The sequence below is a fragment of the Bacillota bacterium genome (genome assembly GCA_040757085.1).
In the GTDB taxonomy this organism is placed as follows: Bacteria; Bacillota; Sulfobacillia; order JACIYH01; family JACIYH01; genus JACIYH01.
This window is the reverse complement of record JBFLXJ010000017.1, coordinates 93,095-114,934: the sequence shown is the minus strand read 5'-3', so window position 1 is coordinate 114,934 and position 21,840 is coordinate 93,095. Positions and strand designations below refer to the sequence as shown.

General features: G+C 66.5%; 15 protein-coding genes and 1 pseudogene. 2 read left to right on the top strand and 14 right to left on the bottom strand.

Translation table 11 applies throughout. From position 1 onward, the window contains the following. Nucleotides 1-3,495 (bottom strand): AAA family ATPase, encoded by a 3,495-nt coding sequence (locus tag AB1446_05685; protein MEW6546394.1) that lies wholly within the window; start codon nucleotides 3,493-3,495, stop codon nucleotides 1-3. Between the two features lie 581 nt (nucleotides 3,496-4,076). On the opposite strand from AB1446_05685, the gene AB1446_05680 reads away from it, so the two are divergent. Together AB1446_05680 and AB1446_05675 are read left to right on the top strand one after the other, a co-directional pair. Beyond that, on the top strand, nucleotides 4,077-6,335 hold the full coding sequence (locus AB1446_05680; protein MEW6546393.1) for an AAA family ATPase: 2,259 nt from the start codon (nucleotides 4,077-4,079) through the stop codon (nucleotides 6,333-6,335). Beyond that, a complete protein-coding gene (locus tag AB1446_05675) occupies nucleotides 6,332-7,774 on the top strand; it encodes a restriction endonuclease (GenBank protein MEW6546392.1) in 1,443 nt (480 codons plus the stop codon). The genes AB1446_05680 and AB1446_05675 overlap by 4 nt, the downstream gene beginning before the upstream one ends. 71 nt (nucleotides 7,775-7,845) lie before the next feature. Here the strand turns inward: AB1446_05675 and AB1446_05670 are convergent, their stop codons facing one another. The 13 genes and pseudogenes from AB1446_05670 to AB1446_05610 form a co-directional block, all read right to left on the bottom strand. After that, the gene (locus AB1446_05670) at nucleotides 7,846-8,592 is read right to left on the bottom strand and encodes a DUF429 domain-containing protein (protein ID MEW6546391.1); all 747 of its coding nucleotides are present in this window, start codon (nucleotides 8,590-8,592) and stop codon (nucleotides 7,846-7,848) included. A gap of 545 nt (nucleotides 8,593-9,137) precedes the next feature. Further along, nucleotides 9,138-9,614 (bottom strand): hypothetical protein, encoded by a 477-nt coding sequence (locus AB1446_05665; protein ID MEW6546390.1) that lies wholly within the window; start codon nucleotides 9,612-9,614, stop codon nucleotides 9,138-9,140. A 169-nt stretch (nucleotides 9,615-9,783) separates the two neighbouring features. Next, on the bottom strand, nucleotides 9,784-11,583 hold the full coding sequence (gene pepF / locus AB1446_05660; protein ID MEW6546389.1) for an oligoendopeptidase F: 1,800 nt from the start codon (nucleotides 11,581-11,583) through the stop codon (nucleotides 9,784-9,786). Between the two features lie 39 nt (nucleotides 11,584-11,622). Then, nucleotides 11,623-12,459, bottom strand: coding sequence for a hypothetical protein (locus AB1446_05655; GenBank protein MEW6546388.1), 837 nt, complete (start codon nucleotides 12,457-12,459; stop codon nucleotides 11,623-11,625). A gap of 337 nt (nucleotides 12,460-12,796) precedes the next feature. After that, entirely contained in the window at nucleotides 12,797-13,405 is a 609-nt protein-coding gene (locus tag AB1446_05650) for a GerMN domain-containing protein (protein ID MEW6546387.1), read from the bottom strand. 589 nt (nucleotides 13,406-13,994) lie between these two features. Beyond that, nucleotides 13,995-15,497: a tetratricopeptide repeat protein gene (locus AB1446_05645; GenBank protein ID MEW6546386.1), complete on the bottom strand. Its 1,503-nt coding sequence runs from the start codon at nucleotides 15,495-15,497 to the stop codon at nucleotides 13,995-13,997. 142 nt (nucleotides 15,498-15,639) lie between these two features. Further along, the gene (locus tag AB1446_05640) at nucleotides 15,640-16,377 is read right to left on the bottom strand and encodes a hypothetical protein (GenBank protein ID MEW6546385.1); all 738 of its coding nucleotides are present in this window, start codon (nucleotides 16,375-16,377) and stop codon (nucleotides 15,640-15,642) included. A 36-nt stretch (nucleotides 16,378-16,413) separates the two neighbouring features. Next, nucleotides 16,414-17,919: a glutamate synthase-related protein gene (locus AB1446_05635; GenBank protein ID MEW6546384.1), complete on the bottom strand. Its 1,506-nt coding sequence runs from the start codon at nucleotides 17,917-17,919 to the stop codon at nucleotides 16,414-16,416. Then, on the bottom strand, nucleotides 17,916-19,088 hold the full coding sequence (locus tag AB1446_05630; protein MEW6546383.1) for a glutamine amidotransferase family protein: 1,173 nt from the start codon (nucleotides 19,086-19,088) through the stop codon (nucleotides 17,916-17,918). Before AB1446_05630 ends, AB1446_05635 begins: the two co-directional genes overlap by 4 nt. A 401-nt stretch (nucleotides 19,089-19,489) precedes the next feature. Next, nucleotides 19,490-20,536, bottom strand: a complete 1,047-nt coding sequence (locus AB1446_05625) for a GAF domain-containing protein (GenBank protein ID MEW6546382.1) — start codon at nucleotides 20,534-20,536, stop codon at nucleotides 19,490-19,492. Further along, nucleotides 20,458-20,889, bottom strand: a complete 432-nt coding sequence (locus AB1446_05620; GenBank protein ID MEW6546381.1) for a hypothetical protein — start codon at nucleotides 20,887-20,889, stop codon at nucleotides 20,458-20,460. The genes AB1446_05625 and AB1446_05620 overlap by 79 nt, the downstream gene beginning before the upstream one ends. Before the next feature lie 49 nt (nucleotides 20,890-20,938). Next, nucleotides 20,939-21,154 (bottom strand): annotated as a pseudogene (locus AB1446_05615) (hypothetical protein). A 90-nt stretch (nucleotides 21,155-21,244) separates the two neighbouring features. Further along, on the bottom strand, nucleotides 21,245-21,430 hold the full coding sequence (locus AB1446_05610; protein MEW6546380.1) for a hypothetical protein: 186 nt from the start codon (nucleotides 21,428-21,430) through the stop codon (nucleotides 21,245-21,247). Between the last annotated feature and the right edge of the window lie 410 nt (nucleotides 21,431-21,840).

Sequence of the window (21,840 nt, the reverse complement as noted above, 5' to 3'; positions counted from 1 at the left end):
CTAGCTCGGACCGGTTATCCATCTGCGAGCCAGGTGGGCGATCTCCCGGGCATCTATGCTGCCGTCCTGCCCGTCCGCTGAGGTAATGACGAACGGGGGTGTGGGGTGCGGCGGCTCCTGACCCGGCGCTGCACCGATGCCCACCACCGGGATGCCCAGGCCCTCGTACCAGGCCCGCTTGCGTTCCCACTCCTGGCGATAGGCCGGGTTGCCGAGCATGCCAAGGTGCTCCCAGTAGAAGGTGTCGCCCGCATAAGTGATGGTGAAGTCCGGCAGGCGGAAGTCGCGGGGATCTGCCGGGTTCTCCAGCTTCTGCTCATACCTGTAGCAGCCCTCGCCCAGGACGCTGGTGAGGACGTCGGCCACCACCACCTCCGACTTCGAGCGCACCAGGATCCCCTCGCGCGTGCGGTGGATGAGGAGATCCGGGCGGTACGGGCCAACGGTCTCGGGGCGCATCTGCAGTGAGAACAGGTTGGTGTTGCGCCGGGCGGTGGCAGACGCCTCCGGGCTGCGGCAACGGAGGAGCGGACCGCAGTCCTTCTCGATGAGCAGTATCAGGCGCTCCTTGAACCTGGTGAGGCCGGTGTAGAGAAGCTCGCGAGAAAGCGTGGGTGCCTTCTGGGGGATGATGAGGAAGACGTAGTCGAAGTCGCTCCCCTGGGCCTTGTGCACGGTGATGGCGTAGGCCAACTCAAGGTAACTGTCGACGATCGGGCGCCGGTATTGCAGTTCGAAATCCCGGGCGGGAAAGCGAACGTAGAGGACGTCCCAGGGGGGCTTGCCGTGCTTACCCTTTCGTTGCGTCCCCACCACCAGGCCCACTTCGCCGTTGGCCACGTACTCCTCGCGCTGTTGTTTCCCGTCCCACCAGGGCATGCGCGCATTGGCGATCTGGATGACCTTGTCGCGCCAGACGATCTCCTGCTCACCGAACGGTCTCGGTTTCGCAGTAACCATCAGGCCGCGCCGGTAGGTACGCTGGATGACTCGGTTGAGTTCGCTGGTGCCGTGCAACTCGCCCCTCACCGGACTCAGTATCTGCCAGCGTTCGGGATGCGGCTTCTCCTTGCCGTGACCCAGCGACTCATCGAGGGTGTCCCACGGTTTGGGACCGTCTGCCGCCACCCCAAGGACGGCCTTCATGCGTTCCGAGAGCAGGTGCGACAGTTCGACTGCGTCGTTCCAGTAGTGAACTTCCAGGTCCGAGGCGGGATCGACCCGCCCGAGCGCCACCGCGGACAGGATGGCGTCGTCATCCGGGCTGGGGTCCTCGGCGGCGAAGGCATCCGCCAGCCGGAGGGCTTCGCTACTGCGGTGCTTGTGACGGACCCGCTGGTGCAGGTGGGCTACGTGCCGGCCGTAGCGGCGGATAGTCTCATCTTGCTCCAGCCACGAGATGATGTCCACGAACGGCCGGCCCGGGCCAATGGGGGGCAGCTGGTTGGGATCCCCCACCAGTATGAAGCGCCGCACCTCGTTCTTCTTGAGCGCTCGCAGCATGGTGGCCAGCAGGTCGACGGTGATCATGGAGGCCTCATCGACGATGACGGTAGCTGCCCCCTCCGTCTGGCCCCCTGAGAGCTTCAGCGTGAAGTTCTCCTCTCTCAACCACCCGTTCCGGAGGAGGAACTGGTGGATGGTGAACGCCCGATCCTTGAGACCGGTTTTCTCTGCCAGGCGGACCCGGGCCTTGCCCGTAGGGGCCAGGAGAAGTACGGGCCTTCTGCCCTCCGTCTCTTCGATGCCCCGCAGAAGCGCCGCCACGATGGTCGTCTTCCCGGTCCCGGCCGGCCCGTGGATGACGGCAAACCGGGATCGGAAGACCAGCTCGAGGGCATTGGCCTGCCCCACCAGGGCCTCAGCGACGGCCCGCTCGTCGGCGTCGGCCGGGATCGCACCCGGGATGCTCCGGATGATCTGCGCCCAGTCTAACCCACTGGGCTGGTACGTCTTACCCAGGAACTCCAGTACAACGTTGCGGATGTCTTTTTCCATGTCTGCCAGCCAGTCAAGCGCCACCGTGGCCGGACTGGCGTCGAAATCCAGGGCCAGGGCTTCCCCGAAGAAGGCGGCATTGGCCCGGATGATTTCCGGGTCGGGGTGGCATGACCGGGCATCGGGAAGCAGCCTCTGCGCCCTCGCCACGGCCTCCCCGAGGGGCAACAGGGTATCGCCCTGGTTGGCCGCGCTACGGAGGACCTCCACCAGCAGGGCGCGTACCCGCCCGCTATCGCTTGGCGCAATGCGGTCCACATGCCCCTTCGCCCATGCCGCCTCACCTCCCGGCAGCATGCCGTGGTCGATGGTTTCAAAGGCCACCGGCTGCGACGGCTCCCTCCGCTCCCGGTCCCAGCCGCCGGCATCGCGTTCGCAGATGATGTAAGGGTTCTCGATCAGCTGCCGGTCGTCGGCGGGAATGCCTGCCTCCGCCCTCTTCTGAGGGTGCGCAATACGATCCACCTGCGCCCTGGTGAGCTCGAACCGGCAAAGGGTCTTGAGCAACTCCCTGCGTGTCTGGGGCAGTTGACCCCACATTTGCGCGGCCGCCCTGAGACCGCCGGCGTAGGAAGGGTCCGTGAGTTCCTCGCGGCCCTCGAGCAGGGCGATCACGTAGGCGAGCGGGTCATCGCCCCTCTCCGCCATGGGAGCGAGCACCCTGTAGTGGAAGACCGCGCCCTGACCGAACCCCAGGTGATCCAGCACGGCCCCTATCCCCGGATAGCGGCCCCGGCCGGTCCAGCATTCGGCCAGCACATCGTTAAGCCATGCCAGGGCCTCACCCCAGTTCCCGGGGACTCTGCCCTCGCTGATCACGGCCTGCAGGGACTGGATGGCACGCTCGATGACGGCGATGGCAACGTCGTCCGTCACGTGCTCGGTCACATAGGAGAAGGCCGGGATCGCCGACGACGGAATCGGGCACAGGATGCCGCTGGGGTCCAGGCCGAGCTGCACGTACTCCTGATAGGGCAGGCGGAACCCCTGGCGCGGATAGTCGTGCGTGACGCGACGGGACCATACCGGGAACTTCTTCCCCGGGTACTTCGGGCTCTGGCCGAAGTACTGGAGCAGCCCTATCTCCTTGACCCGCCCGATCCCGACCAGGAGGCGGGTACCGCTTTCGTCCTGCAGTGGGTTGGCGTGGTTAAGGTAGAAGAACACCAGGGAACGCCCCGGTTTGACACTGGCCCAGAACTCCCGGAGCCGCCGCTCCTGCTCTACCGGATCGCTTTCCCACGTCGCCTCCGGGTCGGAAGAGAACATACGACCGTACGGGGAGGCGCACCAGGAATACGGCGGGATCTCTTCTTCCGCAGGTGGCAAGCCGCGCCAGTCGAGGGGATCACGGTGCGTGATACGGTATCCCACCGGCGAGAACGCGCCGGGGTCCCGTCCGCACGGCGGACCCCAGTCCCGAATATCCGCGAGCAGCTTTCCCTTGTGCGCCTCTTCCCGCTCATCATCCCGCGAGGAGCGGATGTGCTCGTGCATCAGGCACCAGACGTTCCCGGTAGGGTTCCTGCAGATCCTCCCGTCCCACCCGCCGTCATGCCACGTCAGCCGCGCCGAGAGATGCATCACCTGCCACTCCCTGCCCTGTTTGATCACCTGGCCCGGCGGCGGATACCCCGCTCCGTATGCATTACAGACACAACCTGCTTCCCTTCGCTGACCCAATCGGAATTGTAAGCAATTGGTTAACCAAGCGAGATGAGCCACCGCATTCGCTACCACCAATTCGCACACGCGGTAGCTCGTTCGGTAGTACGACATGGAGGGATACTTTTCCTACTCTGCCACCTGTGGCGGACCAGCCACTGCGGGCGGTAGTCTGCGACCTCCATGTGGGCGAGCCCCAATACTCAACCCAAAGAGCCAGCACGGGAGGAATGATCGGCCCGAGAGAGCGTTGCCTCTGGGTGATGAGCTACATGTAAGTCGTGGAGTCCCTCGGCTCAGCGGCAGTAAAGGGTGCGGCCAATACGGGTGAAAGGAGGGCAGGCGCACACGACCAGGGTGTAGAATTGGGCAGGTAGGTAGCGCCATTTTAACTCAAAGCTGGAGGGGAAACGATGTCGCTGCCAGTACCCGAAGCTGTCAGGGACCAGTTGGTCTCCGTGTACAACAAGCTTGCTTCCGAGGGCAAGTTGGTCGGTGAGCAGGTGATCCGCGAGAACCAGGCAAGGTTTCGGGAGCGGTTTGGTCCCGAGGTGTTGGCCGGGCTCGATGGGGAAGCGTTGCTGGAAACCATGCACCACCACTCCAACCACGATAGCTTAGTGTACTGGCTGGAGTCCAAGAACGACGACGAATTCCGCACCGATTATTTCGGTGGCATCGGGGGCGGAAGTGCCTTCAACTACAAGATTTACCGCCAGAAGGAAACCGGCGCGTGGATCACGGGGACTCCCCAACATCCGAAGTCCATCACAGTGGAAGAAGCCATCGTCATCGCCCGCCGGCACAGGGATCAGTTGATCCAGGCGAGCCGTGCCCTGGCGGAACTCCCCCCGGGCGCCTCAGACGAACAATACCTCGCACTTCAGCACCGCCTGGACGAGGTGGCACCTGATGTGAGCGACACCGCCTGGGGGCACAAGTACCTGAGCCTCCTGTACCCGGACAAGCTCGACCACTTTCACAGCGAACTCTGGCAAAGGTTTTACCTGGTGAAGCTGCTGCAGGAGCCTCCACACCACCGAGGGCGGTACGTGGCTGCTGGGCGTTACGTGCGCCTGGCGACCGATTTCGGCTGGCCCATGAGTGACCTGACCGCGGTACTGAAGGGGCACTTCGGGAGCCCCCACCGCTACTGGGGGTTCAATCTCGGACCGCACGCGCCGCCGTGGGATGTGATGCGAGACCGCCAGGTCATGGCGCTGGGCTTTCCTGCGCTCGGTGACCTATCCTGGCTGGCCCCGAGGCAAGAGAGCATCAACAACCTGGCGGGGAAGATCTCGACTGCGTATCCGTCCCTGGCGCAGGAGGCGCTGACTCTGGCGAGGCAGATGAACTGGTTCGTGACCCGAGTTTCCGAGCGGGACATCGTTGTCGTGGTCCGCGGCCAGAACGTACTCGGCATCGGTCGGGTGGCGGGTGCCTACATGTTCAGCGAGGAGCCGGATTTCCCCCATCGCGTGCCCGTGGAGTGGCTCGCCGAAGGGGACGGCCTGCGGCAGGTGAATCTGAGCACCCTGGGATTGGCGCCCATGGGTGAGACAGCCCTGCTCTCGGAGATAAGGGACTACCGGGCACTCGTGCAGATAGAAAGGCTATCCCGGGCCCAGCCTCCGCCACCTCGCCTCGACGCACTGACGGGCATTCCCAGGCGCATCCAGGACATCCTGGAACGCAAGGGGCAGGTGATCCTCTACGGGCCGCCGGGCACCGGCAAGACTTACTGGGCGGAATGGACCGCCCGCGAACTGGCGGCACGCCACGCCTTCGGTAAGCCCTTCGGTGATCTGGCCTCCGTTCAGAAGGAGGCAGTGGTGGGCTCGGTGGGAGAGGCGGGAGGCCTGGTGCGGATGTGCTGTTTCCACCCCGCCTTTGGCTACGAGGACTTCATCGAAGGCTACCGCCCTCAGAACATCGAGGGGCAGCTCAGCTTCACCCTGCAAGAGGGCATCTTCAAACGGCTCTGCCGGGATGCCGCCGCGCGCCCGGACCGCAACTTCTACCTCATCATCGACGAGATCAACCGCGGCGACATCCCGCGCATCTTCGGCGAGCTCCTCACCGTGCTCGAGAAATCGAGGCGCAACCAGCCCATCCTGCTGCCGCTCTCGGGCGAGATCCTGCGCGTGCCTGAGAACGTGTATATCATCGGCACCATGAACACAGCCGACCGCTCCATCGCCCTCCTGGACACCGCCCTGCGCCGGCGCTTCGGGTTCGTCGAACTCATGCCCGATCCCGGCGTCCTCGCGGATGCGGTAGTGGAGGGGATCCCCCTGGGTCGCTGGCTGGAGGCGGTCAACGAGCGCATCTGCGAGTACATCGGCCGCGACGCCCGCAACCTGCAAATCGGCCATTCCTACCTCCTGCACCGCGGGCGCCCTGTCACCACCTTCGAGCAACTCGTGCGCGTCCTGAGGGACGACATCCTGCCGCTCCTGCAGGAGTACTGCTACGAGGACTATGCAACCCTGGAGAACATCCTGGGGAACCGCCTGGTGGACCTCCCCCGCCAGCGCTTCCGGGAGGAGCTTTTCGACCCCAACCGCAAGGAGGAGTTGCTGGAAGCCCTGCGTGCGATCGCTCCGGACATCATCACCTCGCCGGAGGCCATCCGGGCCGAGGCCGAAGCCGCCGAAGAGGAGGAGAGTTGAAGGCCCAGCAGGCGTGCTGGGGTCGGTGGGGGGTCACCATGGACGGTGAGGGCCGGAACGGGGAGAGGGCGAGCGGGGGCGGTGCCATTCGCCTGCACATGAGCGAATGGCAGACGGCTGCCCCTGATCCGCGTGATCCCCTCGGCAGCAAGCTGGTGGGCCTGAACCTGTCCGCTCACCCGGGCGCCCGCCGGCTGGCTGAAGAGTTGTCCCGGGAGGGGATACTGGAGGTCCTCGAGCTGGTCGACGGCCTGCGCATCCGTGCCAGCTCTTACGTGGGCATCCTGCGCCTGGGCCCCCTGCACATCAGCATCGAGCCCAAGATCCCGGGTCCGGCCCTGCTCTCCCTGCTCCGCTACGCCTACGGCCTGAGGCAGCTCAGGCTGGTGGGTGAGGTTGACATCACCGCAGGGCAACTGTCCTTCCCCGACCTCCTGCTGCACCAACTGGCCGCCGAGGCAGGGGAGCTCGCCGCCCGCGGCCTGCACCGCCGCTACATCCGCCGGCACGAGGTACTCCCGGCACCGCGGGGCCGCATCGACTTTGCGACCCTGGCGCGGCGGCACCCTGCCCAAGCTGCCCTGCCCTGCTGGCACCATCCCCGCCTCGCCGACTGCCTGCCCAACCAGGTACTCCTGGCGGGCCTGCAGTTTGGGACGACCATCACCGAGGACGTGGCCCTGCGGGGACACCTCCGCAGGGTAGCCGCCTTGCTGGCGGACGGCGTTACCCCGGCGCGGCTCGACCGCCCCACCTTCCGCCGGCTTCACCTGCAAATGGACCGGCTTACCCGATCCTACCGGCCCGCCCTGACGCTGATTGAGATGCTGGTGGAGGGCCAGGGGCTGTCTGCCGACGGCGAGGCGCACCCGCTGCAACTCCCGGGATTCCTCTTCGACATGAACCGGTTCTTCCAGACGCTGCTCACGCGCTTCCTGACTGAGAATCTGGAGGGATATACGGTACGCCCCGAATGCCGGCTCACGGGAATGCTCGGCTACCACCCCGACTACAACCCTCGCGGCCGGGCATCGCCCACGCCCCGTCCCGACATGCTCGTCGTACCCGCCACTGCCGCTGCTGGCCCATCGGGTCCCGCCCCTGCGCCGGCGGCGGTACTCGACGCCAAGTACCGCGACCTCTGGGAGAATCCCCCTCCGCGGGACATGCTCTACCAGCTGGCCATGTACGCCCTCAGCACGCCGGGCCGCTCCGCTGCCATCCTGTACCCGACCACCTGCCCCGTGGCCAGCGAGCAGCGTGTTGAGGTACGCGACCCCGCTTCCGGCTCCCGCCATGCCCTGGTAGCCCTGCGCCCCGTCCACGCGGACTACCTCGCCGCACTCATAGACGCGCCAGCCGCCTCCTCGACCGCCCTCCGCCGCCAGCGCCGGCAGTACGCCCACTACCTCGCCTTCTCCCGCTCCCCCGCGCCATGAAGGCCCGCGCGTGGCCGGCCTCAGGGGTGCGCGCCCGCACCCATCCTGCCGCCGCTGCGGAAAAGGGGCTGCTAGCCGAGCCCCCAGCAGGCAGTGACCATCTCCATCCGCAGCCCGCAGGCATCGTGCTCCGGCCCCCGGGGAGGGGCCACCCGCCACCCGCGCTCGCTGCCGAGCCAGGCGCTGACAGCCAGGGCCAGGGCGTCCAGGACGTCGTCGGCCGCGTAAGCACCCCGCCGCCTGGTCGAGGATACCCCGTCGAGCAGGCCGTCCACCTCTGGCAGGTGGCGCCGCAGTACCTCCAGCCGCTCCGTGTGTCCCTTCGGAGCACGCTTGCGGTGCCGCATGGGCCGGCCGCCGTTCAGGGCGGCAAAGCATAGCTCGGGGTGGCTTTCGCGCACCCGCTCCTGCAGGCCCGGCTCCGGCCGCATCAGCCGGTCGACTTCCCGGATCTTGGGGAGCAGGCAGTACGCCTGCGCGGTCAGGCCCCGCCCCGCCAATTGGCGCTGGCGCGCGCAGGCCTCCTCGTATCCGGACACTGCGGGCAACTCCACCACCTCGCGGATGGGGGCCGGGAACACGCAGCACCCGCGCTGCTTGAGCGCCTGCCTGGCCGCCACGTCACAACCGCGTTGCCCCTGCCGCGCGTCCGGCAGGCCGATGGGGATGTCAACCAGGACCAGCGCCGCGCCGTGCGCGTGGTCGATCACCTCCGCGAACGTCCCCAGGAGCACCGGACCGGACGGCCTACCCCCCTCGACCCCCGTTACCACCCAACCACCCGGACACCCGTCCACACCGAGGTACCTGCCAGTCACCCCCCGACATCCCCCCTGCTCGCCAGGAACTGCCCCGGCGCTCCGACACGCTCCTCCTCATCCACTATCGGTGCCGGGCGCGGACGTGCAGCGGCCCGGGCCAGCGCCCGGCCGTCCCCCTCACATCCCGGCCCAGACTCGAATCAGTGATAAACCCGTGCGGCAGCGGCGCCTGTCGGTCCAGACTGACCGGATCCCGGAGCCCGGGTCAGCACCGTGAGGGTACGTGGTGGTTTTTTCCTCACACCGCCGGCTGACGAGTGGTGAAGAATTCCCCACCTGGGGAATCAGACCCCGCCTGAGGGGGGTGACCCGGCCTCCGGGGCATCCGTCGGGTCGAAGGCGCCGGGGGGTGCAGCACATTCCTGTCGAATACCGGCACCCCGCGCCGCCTATCTGGCACTTTCCGCGTGCAGGAGAGCCCCTCTCCCGGCCCGGTGCCCACCCACCACCCGGGTTGTGGTGAAAAAGTACGCGTCCGGTCGCCCCGGAAGCGGTGAAATCTTCCCCACTTGCCCACGGCCCGCCCCCCCGGACTTCTCCGGCTATGGACCGGTATAGGGAAAGCGAGGCATGTGGGTGTCTTCCACCAAACGTTGCCTCCTGGCGCGGACGTCCTCGGTCTTGGCAGCGACGCGGCGCAACTCCTCCTCCAGCTTCGGCAGCATGGATGCCACCGCATCCCGCTGCTCTTCGGTCCGGCCTCTTGCCTCGTTGATACGGGACTGCACCACCCAGTCCACGATCAGCCCGTCGAAGAAATAGTCGGCGAAGGTGAGGAAGCTGCCGATGTCGACGCCGAGATCCACCCGGGCTCCCACGTCCGCCAGCTCCCTCCGCAGCCGCTCCAGCGACTGCTGGGCGAGAGCCGCCTTGCCCCGCGCCTCGTCGATGCGGGAGTGCTTGATGGCCGTCGCGAGCAGGCCTCCACCCACCATATCCCAGATCCCCCAATTGGCTGCACTGCGCAGGGTGGCAAGGAGATCATCCAGGGAAGCCAGGGCCTCCCGGGTTGCTGCCACTGCTTCTTCCAGCTCCTTTGCCGAGGCGTCGAGCCGGCCCTCTTCCTCCGCCAGTTCCAGGAGAGCGGCGGCGCTGAGGATCGGGTAAGGGGACGCCGAGGGCAGGCCGCACGCCGGGCCGGTTTCCTCCTCCCGGCCCGGCCGTTTGTCTCAGAACCTCGGGTGCGCTCTAGAAGCTGTTGACCACCTCGTCCACCAGCGATCCCACGTAGGCCACTGCAGCGCGGATGGGTTCCGGCCGGGTCATGTCCACCCCGGCCATCTGGGCCAGCTCCAGCGGCTTCCTCGTACCTCCGGCCTTGAGCACCTCGAGCCAGCGCTTCACGGCCGGCTCGCCCTCCTCCCGGATGGCCCGGGCCACGGCGGTGGCGATGGTGAGGCCGGCCGAGTAAGTGTACGGGTAGAGGCCACTGTAGTAGTGGGGCTGGCGCATCCAGGTGAGCCGAGCACCGTCTTCGATCTCGACCTCTCCACCCCAGAACTCCTCCAGGATTTCCCCCTGCACCCGGGAGAGGACGCTGGCGGTAATGGGCTCATCCTTCTCGGCCAGGGCGTACATGCGGCGCTGCAGTTCACCCTCGATGAGGTGACGCACGAAGTTGTGATAGTAGATCCCGAGCAACTGCATGATGACCCAGCGACGGACGCGCCTGTCGGTGGCCTCGGCCAGGATGCTGTCGGCCACGAGAAGTGAGTTGAGCGTGGACGGCGCCTCGATGAAGAACATGGACGGCCGGCTGTTGAGCAAGAGGTGCTGACGCTGCGACAGCACGCCGTGCCCCCCGTGGCCCAGCTCGTGCGCCAGCGTGAGGACATCGTGCAGGCTGTTGGTCCAGGTGATGAGGATGTAAGGGTGGACGCCGTATACCGAGTTGCAGAAGGCGCCCGTCGACTTCCCGATGTTGTCGCCCCAGTCGATCCAGCGGTTCCTGAGGCCGCTCGCCATGATCCCGGAGTAGTCCGGCCCCAGGACCGACAGGCCCTTCAGGATGATTTCGGCGGCCTCGGCAAAGGTGGTGGACGGGTTGAACTCGGGGTCGAGCGGCGCCTCGATGTCGCAGTAAAGGATCCTGTCCAGGCCGAGGACCCGCCGGCGGAGCGCCACGTAACGGCGCATGTGGGGGGCAAGATCGTGGAGAATTATGTCGTGAAGGTTGTTGTAAACGTCCAGGGTGACCTCCTGCCGGTCAAGGATCATGTGGGTGGCCGACGGATAGCCCCGGAGCCGCGCCATCACCACGTTCTTGCGCACCTCGGTGGCCCAGGTGGCGGCGTAGGTGTTCTGGTAGGCCTTCAGGCCCTTCGTGAAGGAGGCGAAGGCGTTGCGGCGCAGGACAGTGTCGGGCGAACGCTCGTAATGACCCTCGTAGATGGCGAAGGACATGGGTAACTCGTTCCCCTGACCGTCCCTGACCGGTTCGAAGGTCATGTCGGAACTCTTCGAGCGGCGGTAGATCATCCCCGGTGCATCGAGGACTTCGCCCAATGCGGCAAGGGCCCGCTCGGTCTCCGGGCTCAGCGCATGGGGCCTGTCGGCCAGGATACGCTCCAGGAAACGGCGGAAGCTGGCCAGCCCGGGTTCCCGGGCCAGGTAATCTTCCACGGTTCCTTCGGGCAGGGCGAGGATCTCGGAACGGATGAACGAGGTTTCGGCCTGGATGCGGGCGCCCAGGCTCATGGCCCGGGCGGCCATGGCCTGGTTCGCCGGGGAGGTGCCGTCCGCGGACTGGCTGAGCAAGGCGTACGAGGCGACCCTGCCGAACCGCTCCTGCAGCTCCTCCAGGGCCTCCAGGCAGGCGAGGAGGGTGCCGGCCCCCTCGCTGAGCCTGCCCGCGTAGCGGGTCACGGTGGGCATGTCGGCGGATACCACGGCCAGTTCTGCTTCCCAGGCCTCCACAGTCGGGAAGATGTCCGCCAGGTTCCAGGTTTGTTCCACGGGCAGCTCTGCACGGGTGAGACGCTTGGGCATGACCATCCCTCCTGTTGCGGGCACACCCAGACGAACACGCTACGCCATTTCCGGCCCCGGCCTGTCCGCTCCTTCACCTAGAGCCAGGGCGCGCAGGATGGCCACGTTCTCCCGCGTGGGGTCCTCCAGAGACTCCCGCCCGAGGTCCCAGGCCAGGGAGCAGAGGGTCTGCATGGCCTTCTCCATCTCGAGGGGGTCAAAGCGGAAGAAACTCTCCTTCAGAGCCCCCAATTCTCCGTCGGGAACGTACCTGCCCAGCTTGCTCAGGCCTTCCTCCGGGTCTCCTCCGCCGGGGCGCCTGGAACGGAGGATACCGGCGAGTCTCCTGCGGAGTCCCTCAATCTGCGCGGCGGCCGACCACAGATCGCCCCGGCATAGGTACGCCCTGGCCAGGAGCGCCTCCCTCCAGAACCATTCCAGCGAACCGGCCAGTTGACGCTTGCGTTCCGCCGGGTCCCTCCGGCCTGGAAACACGTGCTCGGTAAGCAGTCCCTCAGGGTCATATAGCACCACATAGGGGCCGTAGTGGAGATCGTCCAGCGAGCGGGGCGTCCCGTACCCCACCTCCCCGCGGATTCCGTCCGCATATACGAAGACGTCCATCGGGAAGCCGTGGCCCACCCGCTTGCAGAATACCAGGCGCCCCACGGAGGCAAGGACCTCACGCGAGTACCCGAGGACCGCTTCCAGGCGGCCTTCGCGCGCCACAACGTAGAGATCGATGTCCGAGTGGTCATCGGCGGTATGGGAGGCCAGGGATCCGCCCAGGAACAGGGCCATCACCTCTTCCCGGCCCTGAAACGCTTCGGCCATCCTTTCCGCTCTCATGCGGATTTCCACGCCTGCCCCGGCCGAGACCGGTTCCGCACCCGGCACCGTCCCAGACCCCCCTTCCGGTCACCGCGGATAACGCAAGTGCCCCATGATCCTTTCTCCCAACGAGGCAATCCTCCTCCCGCGCTGTGCCGGCATTGCGGATGACCAGGGGCAACCAGGACCGCCCCACGCGATCGGACACGGATGGCCCTTCCGGCGGCCGAGAGCCGGAACCAGGGGGCTACGGGAGGGGCTGGCGCCTGAATCTCCGATAGCCGAGGGGCAGGAACAGGACGGAAATCAACATGGGCCAGACCCCCGGCGCCGGCTGACCGCCCCCCTTTTGGGAAAGATGAGCATTCCCTGTCTGGATGCCGGTGGTCTTTTGCGCGCCATGTCAGCGCTTGATCAGCTTCTCGTTCCTGGTCAGCGGGCGGGAGACGTCCACGTGGCCGGCAAGCGACTCCACCTTCCTACCTTCCACCAGGATCTGCACCTGGCGTATTTGGGGGAACTCGGTGAGGGTGTTGACGATGGCGGCCACCGCCAGTGCTTCTCCCATGGAACCCACGTTCATACGCATGATGTCACTGGAGAAGTCCGCTGTGGCCGTACCCTCTTTCGTCTGCACCGACCGCACCTTCACCGCTGCCGGCAGGACGGCCTCCGCCCTCTCCCCGGGCTGCGGTCCGGCTACCAGTGCCCGCAAGGCGGCCGTGGGCGGGTCCTCCCCGTGCGGTACCGTCCGTGTCACCGGCACCAGGAGATCCTCGCCCGGCGCCCGCAGGTAGATGGTGACCCTGGTCCCCCGCAGCTCCTGGGTGAGTGCATCCAGGGAAGCCCGCAGGGCCGCCAGTTCCTGCTCGAGCTTTCCCACCCGTTCCTTGAGCTGGTTGACGTCGTTCTGCACGGCCGAACCGGTGCAGCCCGCGCTGGCGAGAAGCAGGACGAGCATAAGCAGCGCCACCGGGGCCGCAAGTACTGCCCGCATCCGTTGCAGGGGCACCACCCCCTCGCCGTATTATATACCGGGAGCGTCGCGCCTCTCCGACTTATCGGCCCCCTGCCCACCACGGCGCGGTCGGAGGGAGCACCACGTGATACAATGCGGGGGGATAGGGGAGGGCAGGCGACTCAAGCTGAGTTCAGTACGGCCGATTCTGGCCATCGCGAAGACACGATGGGAGCGCGCCATCGAGGGAATCGCACTGCTGGGGCTGCTTTTCCTGGTCGCCTTACCAGCCTGCCATGCACGTGGGCGAACCCGTCTTCTTCGCGGACGACCTCGACCACTTCGCCGGCCGGTACCTCCCTTATGATGCGGGCGCCCCATTTGGCATTGTCACCTCGTCCCCATCCGATGCCAGCCAGCCCCCACACGTGCAGGCGGCGGCGCTCCCCGAGATCAGGGTCCCCCCACTCCAACGGCTGAACCTGGGCCGGATTCGGAACCTCGCCTACCTCCTCGCTTCTTCGGAGGCAGGCTGTACACAGCTTCGCCATTTCCACCATGGCCCTGTAGGGGGGGCGATCCCAAGGTCGATCTCGGCCGGGCGCTCCGGTACCGACCGAATGCCGCAGGCGAGTGGGGAGCGTCACTTCCCGCGCTTCCTCCTGGCGCGGTTGCGGATGGTCGCGGGATGGGCACCGTGGCTGGAGTATTCGCGCAGGTGGGCGGCGAGGGCATCGTATCTCGGCTGGGCTTCGGCGGGGAGGGCGGCGCGATCCACCCGGCGGAAGTAGGAGAGCGCCCGTCCCGGGTCGCCCTTTTGCAGCCAGAATCCCGCCAGGTTGAACTGCACGATGGGGTGGCGGGGAAAGGCGCGGCCCAGAATCTCCAGCAGGGACTGTGCCCGGTCCAGGTCGCCTTCGCTGCGGTACAGGTTGGCCAGCGTCAGCATGGCGGGAGGGTAGGCCCGACCGTCCACCAGCATCGACTCCAGGATTTCCTTGGCCTCCTCGGGCCGGCCGGCGTCCCGCAACTGCATCGCCTTCTCGGTCAGACGCGCCAGTTCGGGGTCCGTTCGCATGATGAGTTCCATCTGCCTGATCTGGATTTGCACCGGCTCGCCATCGTGGATGATCTCGGCCGGCTGGTCGGGCGGCTGCACGCCCAGCCTCACCAGAGCCTCCGCAGCAGCCGCCTTCAGTTCCACGGGGAGAATGGACGCCTTGCAAACCTGCTTCGCCAGGGCGATGCCCCACTCCCCTCCGTAATAAACCAGTTGCTCCAACGCCTGCCGGCTGCTCTCCGCCTTCTCCAGCAAGGCCAGGCCCAGGAACCGCACCCGCAGGCGGGCCTGCTGCATCTTCTCACGGACGTAAGCCTCCGCCCGCTCCGGGTCTGCCTCCATCAGGGCTGAAATCACGCGTACGTCCTCCTCGAAAGCCTCCTCATCATAGCCGTAGTCGTACTCCATGGGGAAGGGGGGCACTATCCCGTCGGCCACCGCTTCTGCCGCGGCCACATAGGCGCGCACGAACTCCCACTGGGGATCGCGCACCCGTCGCCAGATGCGTGCCGCCTGCCGGTATTTGCCCAGGTTGAAGGCGGCCACGCCCCCCAGGAAGTCGTCTTCGGGTTGCCAGTGCAGGTTCTCCCAGCGGCGGTAGAGGTCGTACACCAGGCGGTGATCCTCCAGGGCCGCTGCCGCCCGTTTGATCATCACCGTGTATTCCCGCCACGACTTCAGGGACTCGGGCGGGCCGTTGCGGAGGGCACGTAGCCCGGTGTCGAACTCCGCGATGCCGTGCTGGACGTGAGCCCTGGCCTCCCCCTTATCGCCCAGCCGGGAATGGGCCAGAGAGGCCAGGGCATGGGCGTAGGGGGACAGCTCGTCACCCTGAAACACCTGCTCCAGTATCGCCAGCGCACCCTCAGCGTCGCCCTGCTCATACAGGCAGAGAGCGAGGTTGTTGGCGGCAGCGCGGGTGAAGGCCACCTCCAGGGACTGGCGCAGCAGCTTTTCTGCTTCCGCCAGCTTCCTCTGATCCAGGCAGGCCCGGGCCCGTTCGGCAAGGGCCCACGCCCGGGCCTCGTCCCCCGTTCCCGCTGCCCCGCCTGACCGTCCTCGCCCCATCCCGCGCACACCGCTCACACTGCTCGCCACCTTTCGGGCACGTCCCGGCCCGCCATTGGTCTTCTCGCCCCCCGTGCCACCATCCTCCTCCCACGCTCAACACCCACCCGGGTGAGCAGTCCCCCGGGGAGTACCGGCGCTGGTGCGGCCCGCGACGCGCTCAGTGGGTGTACTGGTCACCGTAAGGCCGCAGGCGCCTGGGCACCAGCTTCACGAAGGACGAGGCCAGGAACGGGTCGGGATCCAGGTCGAAGAACCGACAGTATTCCCAAATGTCTGCCCGCAACTGGCCCCAGTCGGCGTCGTCGAGGTCGCACACCCGTACATCCGGAGACAGGCGATGGGGACTAACGCCTCCCCGGATGTAGATGGCGCCCCCATGCATGCCCGCCCCCGTCCAATCCCCGGCGACGGTTCCCAGCACTACCATGCGTCCGCCCGCCATGTACTCGCCCAAGAAGCCTCCAGGCGACCCACCCACGACGAGGACGGGGCACCGATCGCCAGAGGCCTTCATATTGATGCCCGCCCGGTAACCCACGTCGCCCCGTACGTACACGCGCCCGCCCCGCATGGCGTAACAGAGCACGTTGCGGGCGTCGCCGTGGATTACGATCTCGCCGCCGCTCATCGTATTGGCCACGGCATCCTGGACGTTGCCCAGTACCCTGATGCGGGGCCCTTCCATGAACGCTCCCAGGTCGTTACCGGGAACCCCCCGGACCACAATGGACACGTCCGCGGTCAGCCCGGCGGCTATGTAACGCTGCCCGCAGACATCCTGCACGTAGATGTTACGCGCCCCTCTTGCCACCGCCTGGCGGATGTTTCGCCCCAGTTCGCGAAAGTCCATCCCGCCCGCGTGGATGGTGCAAGCGCTTCCGTCAGTGGGACTCACCGTGATCACCCCGTCACTTGAGGGTGGCGAATCGTTCTACCTGCCCGCGGGCTGCACCCCCAGAATCTCCAGGGTGAGCGGGTCGAGACCCACGCCCCGCAGTCGATCCCGGTTGCCGCGCAGGCTCTCGATAGCGTTGATCCCCATCGCCCCCAGCATCTCCTTGATCTCCAGGCTCCAGGCCCGCAGGAGGTTGGTAAGGCGCCAGGCCGCTGCCTCCACATCCAGGCGGCTGACCAGTTCCGGGTCCTGGGTGGTGATGCCCCAGGCGCACCTGCCCGTATAGCACCTCTGGCACAGCCGGCATCCCAGGGCCACCAGGGCGGCGGTGCCGATGGCGACTGCGTCGGCGCCCAGGGCGATCGCCTTCAAGACGTCGGCACTGCTTCGAATCCCCCCGCTCGCCACCAGCGACACCAGGTGCCGGATCCCCTCCTCGCGCAACCGCCGGTCCACCGCCGCCAACGCCACCTCGAGCGGGATACCCAGGTGATCCCGCACAGCCAGAGGAGCAGCACCCGTCCCCCCGCGGAAACCATCGATGGTGATGAAGTCGGCCCCCGCCCTGACGATACCGCTGGCGATGGCAGCCACGTTGTGCACGGCCGCAATCTTGACCCCCACGGGCTTTTGGTAATCCACGGCCTCCTTGATGGCGTAGATGAGCTGGCGCAGGTCTTCGATCGAATAGATGTCGTGGTGCGGGGCGGGAGAGATGGCGTCCGTGCCAACCGGGATCATGCGCGTAGCAGCTATATCGGGCGTCACCTTCTCCCCTGGCAGGTGGCCACCGATGCCCGGTTTTGCTCCCTGCCCGATCTTGATTTCCACCGCCGCGGCTGCCCGCAGGTAATCGGGGTCCACGCCAAAACGGCCGGACGCACACTGGACGATGATGTGCTCTCCGTAAGGCCCGAGATCCCTGTGCAGTCCTCCCTCCCCCGCGTTCATGAAGGTGCCCATCTCGCGGGCAGCCATGGCCAGAGCCCGGTGCACGTTCAGGCTCACCGCCCCGTACGACATCGCGGCGAACATAACGGGAACCCCGAGCTGAAGCTGCGGTTCCAGGGTCTGCCCCGGCACCAGGCGCTCCGGCTTCCTCCCCAGGTAAGTGCGCAGTTCCATGGGCTCTCTCAGGGGATCGATAGGGGGATTGGTAACCTGGGCAGCATCCATCAGCAGGTGGTCCCAGAGGATGGGATAGGGCTTGTCGTTGCCGCATCCGGTGAGGATCTTGGCCCCGCTGGAGGCCTGCCTCCAAATCCCGCGCACTGCCCACTCCGGCCAGGCATCGTTCGGCTTCAGCGGCCAGGGGTTGTGCACCACGGTGATCGCCCCTGTGGGGCACACAGCCACACACCGCAGGCAGCCCACACAGCTGGTATCGTGCGGGGTCACCCGCTCGCGGAACGTCAAGGCGCCAAAGGAACACTGGCGGACACACAGGTGACAGGACTTGCACTGGGCCTCATCCACCCTGATGCTGAATTCGGGCGGAACGTAGGAGGCGTAACGCATCCTGTCCTGGGTGGCAATGCTCATCTCCGGGCCACCCCCGCCGAAACGCCGAACTGCGATAGCCCCACCTCCACCGCGACAGGTTCCCCCGCCGGCGGGGACCAAACCCGTTCAGGGCTGGAGCAAACCGCCCGGATGGCCGCTTCCTCGGAGGCAAGGTAGAACAGATCTCCCCGGGTGGCGGCCACCAGCGGCCTCAGCATCAGGCGATCGGTCAGCCCCACGAGCCCGCGGGAGTGACCCAGTATGGTGGTAAACGGCCCATTGAGCAGAGCGCCTCCGTATATGATGCGGGCAGTGCGGAGCCACGCAGCCTCTTCGCCCATCCCATCCAGATCCCTCCAGAAGGGAGGGGTGAGGATGCGGCAGGCCGCTTGCAGGGGCAGGCCATGCCGCCGCACCAGCAGATCGACCAGGTAGACGATCACTTCGGTGTCGGTAAGTAGCGTGCACCGGTAACCAAAGGACTCCACGTAGCGCCGGTTCGTCCCGTAAGACGACAGTTCCCCGTTGTGCACCACCGACCAATCCAGCAGCGAGAACGGGTGCGCTCCGCCCCACCACCCAGGCGTGTTGGTGGGAAACCGGGAGTGACCCAGCCAGGAGTAGCCCCGGTACTGGTCGAGCATGAAGAAGTCTGCCACCGCTTCGGGGTGACCGACCGCTTTGAACACGCCCATGTTCCTGCCGCTGGAAAAGACAAACGCCCCCGGGATCCCGCTGTTGATGTCCATCACCGTCCGCACCACGTAATCGTCCTCTCCGCGCGGCCCGTCGCCCGCCGGTTCGGCATGGGACTCTTCCCACGAACGAGCGACCCGCTCCGGCACTCTCAGGAAGTAGCGCCACAGGATCGGGGCTCCGACCAGGACTCTCGGTCGGGTGGGAATGGGCTCCGCAGCCTCCACCTGAAACCTTGCCTGCAACAGCTCCTCGACGGCCGCACGGGCCCGGGCGTCCTCGTACATCAGGTGGAAGGCGTAACAGTCGGCCAGGTCCGGATATATCCCGTAGGCGGCATATCCCGCCCCCAGGCCATTAGTCCGTTCCGGCATGGCACACACCATGCACACTACCGTGTCCCCCGAAATGAGTCGCCCTCCTGTACTCGCCACCCCGGCAACTGCGCACCCGGACGGGATGCGCATTCCGTCCCGAGTCTCACCCCGGTGAGGCCAAACCCGCGTTCCCATTCCTACCGTCCTCCCTTCCCGTCGCGTCGCGCTATGGTAACCACTGGCAGTCGCCGCGCACACTGTAAAGCTGACCGCTGCCAGTTGACACTTCGTCCGCGAGCGGGTCAGTCCCGGAACCCGCCGGGAGATGCAAAAGACCCGCGCGGACTTCCGCCGGACGGAACCTGCCGCTCGGGTCTTCTGCTACCCACGGTGTTGCAGCATCCGCTGCATTGCGCCGCTTGGACCAGTCCATCCCTGGGTGCGTTGCTACACCATTTAGCCAGGGACGCGGAACCCTAGGCGCACTCCCGTCCCGGGACCAGCACTTGGCCCGGATCCATGTTCCTTTTGATGCGAATTCTAGTCACAGCAGACCGCAATGTCAACATCTTGCGTCAGGTTTTCTGACAACACTATCAAGATCCGGTACGAATGTTCCCTGTAGGGCTCGTGAGCCGGGGGGCGCAAGTTGTATTTTGGAAGGCCATAGGTGCCGCAATCCATGACGGCCGCTTATCCCCCCAGCAAACAGGTGCTGGGCCGGGTGACCGGCCCAGCTTGCCCCAGAGCTTTCCCCAGACACCATGGTTTGTAGTCGGACCCTTCCACATCCCCTGCGGTCGGGAGGTCAACCTCATACATGAAGGCCCACCACCTGGCATCTCGCCTGTCAATGCCTGGACCAACATTTCACTTGCCCAAACCCGTGCAAGTAACTGCCCCCGGGCGGCTGTCTTTCTGCTGCGGCGGACGAAGCCCTCGCTGGCCAGGAGCGGGGCCTGAGCAGATTCGAGCCCTGCCTCGGGCAGGTTGGGAACGTAAATGGTGCGTCGTTCCAGGGCGGCGCGGCCGGCATAGCCCTCGCCCAGGCGCAGGCGGATCCGGTCGAGAGCCCTCGTGCGAAAGCCGCGCCAGGCAGCGTATTCCAGCGTCTGGGTGTGCAGGTTGAGGAGCAGGATGGCACCGGCGTCCATGTCCAGCTGCGCGGTTATCTCGTCCAGGGCGACGCTGAAGGTGACGCGCAGGTCGAGACTGCCCGTGATGGCCATGTCGATGTTGCGCAGGGCCTGCACGAGCTTCAAGCGGCGTCGCGTCTCGGAAAACAGCCGGGCGTTCACCAGGGCCTGGGCGGCCTGATCCGCCAGGCCTTGCAGCAGCGCCAGCTCGTCTGCGGCGAAACGGCGCACTTCACCAATGGTGGCAACGGCCAAAACGCCAACGAGGTATCCGTCCCGTTGCATGCTGACGCCCACACAGGTGCGAAGGTTGTGATCGAAGCACGGCTCCACCATGGGGAGGTCCGGAGTGGCCCTGAGATCTGGAATCACAACCACCGGGCCCATCTGGCGGACGTACTCATCGTGAAGCGCACGTGGGAGAGGCTTCATGCGCTCGGCAAACCCCGGTGGCAGGCCCGAGCCGGCGGCCAGGTAGAGCACGTCACGCTTGTCGTCGTGCAACATGACGACGCCACAGGGACATCAAGCGCGGCGCGGGTCTCTTCGCAAACCACCTTCAGCACGCGGACCAGGTCGAGCTGGGCGTTGAGGTGGGAGGCGGTGCGCACCAGTGCCTCAGTGCGGGCGGCCTGGCGGCGAATTTCCCCCTCCATTTTCCTGCGCTCGGTGACGTCGTCATAGACGGCCACGATCTCGCCGGAAGGGAGCTTGTAGACGTAGTTTTCCCGCCAGCCTTCCAGGCGGGCGTCCCTGTACAGGGCAACCGGATGGCGCTCCGGCTTGCCTGTCTTCCAGACCCTCCGAAAAACCTCCAGAAGGCCGAACTCGCCGACCCCGGGGAATAACGGTCCACGCACGCGGTCGCGGCGCCGCCAGGGCAAACCCGCCCCCGCGCCCTTTGTGCTCCAGGGAAACGGCGATAGAGGCGCGAATGCCCAGGCGCCTCATGGTCTCCCGGATCGGGGCCAGTTCGGGGTGGGTTTCCCCCACTGCTTCCCAGTCGGGAACCGCCTGGATAGAGGGTATGGTCAGGCCGGCAGCGCGCACGGCTTCACCGATCCGAATCGCTCCTTTCGGCAGGCCGCGTGAGACCCTGTGGGGCGCGAGCCAGATAGCCCCCATATCCAAGCCGAGCACCGCGAGCAAGAGATCGAGAGCTGCCTCGAGAAGCGCCACGACGGGCGCGGGAGGCTCCGCGGCGCCGGCGGCCGGTCACTTTGCGCGACGGGCCGGCAAAGGACCGCTCTCCTCCCAGGCCTCCGCGAGAGCAGCAAGGGCACCGTGCAGGGCCTGGCTGGCCCTCACCAGCTCCTCTACCTTCCTGTCCAGGGCGTCCCTGGCCGCAGCCGCCTCCTGCACGGCCCGCTGCAAACTGGCAACCGGGTCCCCGACATCCACGTTCTCGCCTCCTGCAATACACCTCCGCCGCGGGGATCGGACCCGGTGGCTATAGAGCTCACGAGGCACTTCCCAACCCCGACGCCCCGGCTCACCGGACGGTCTGCGAATTGTTTCTTGGCCGGCTCCAGGTGTTCCTTCAGCAAGGACAGGTCAGCAAATACGCCAGCCGGCCCCGGCGCGAAAAACCGCTGCCTGCCCACCTCTTTGCGCCACGCGCGCATCCCTGCCCTTGCGCGCGGCCCTGCGTTGCCCTGGACCAACCCCTCAGCTCACCCGCCGGAGTTCCCGGCGGTCGACTCCCGGCCTCTTTGGGTTCTCTGTGCCACTCCACGCGGCTGCCTCAGCGAGAAAAGTATCTCGCCCAGCAGAACTATGAGGGTGGGGGGGGGGGGCGGCGGGGGGGGGGG

Excerpts from the sequence above, each read along its gene's own strand:
- AB1446_05685 (MEW6546394.1), bottom strand. The coding sequence starts at position 3,495 with ATGCACGAGCACATCCGCTCCTCGCGGGATGATGAGCGGGAAGAGGCG.
- AB1446_05680 (MEW6546393.1), top strand. The coding sequence starts at position 4,077 with ATGTCGCTGCCAGTACCCGAAGCTGTCAGGGACCAGTTGGTCTCCGTG.
- pepF (MEW6546389.1), bottom strand. The coding sequence starts at position 11,583 with ATGCCCAAGCGTCTCACCCGTGCAGAGCTGCCCGTGGAACAAACCTGG.
- AB1446_05635 (MEW6546384.1), bottom strand. The coding sequence starts at position 17,919 with ATGAGCATTGCCACCCAGGACAGGATGCGTTACGCCTCCTACGTTCCG.
- AB1446_05630 (MEW6546383.1), bottom strand. The coding sequence starts at position 19,088 with ATGGGAACGCGGGTTTGGCCTCACCGGGGTGAGACTCGGGACGGAATG.
- AB1446_05625 (MEW6546382.1), bottom strand. The coding sequence starts at position 20,536 with ATGTTGCACGACGACAAGCGTGACGTGCTCTACCTGGCCGCCGGCTCG.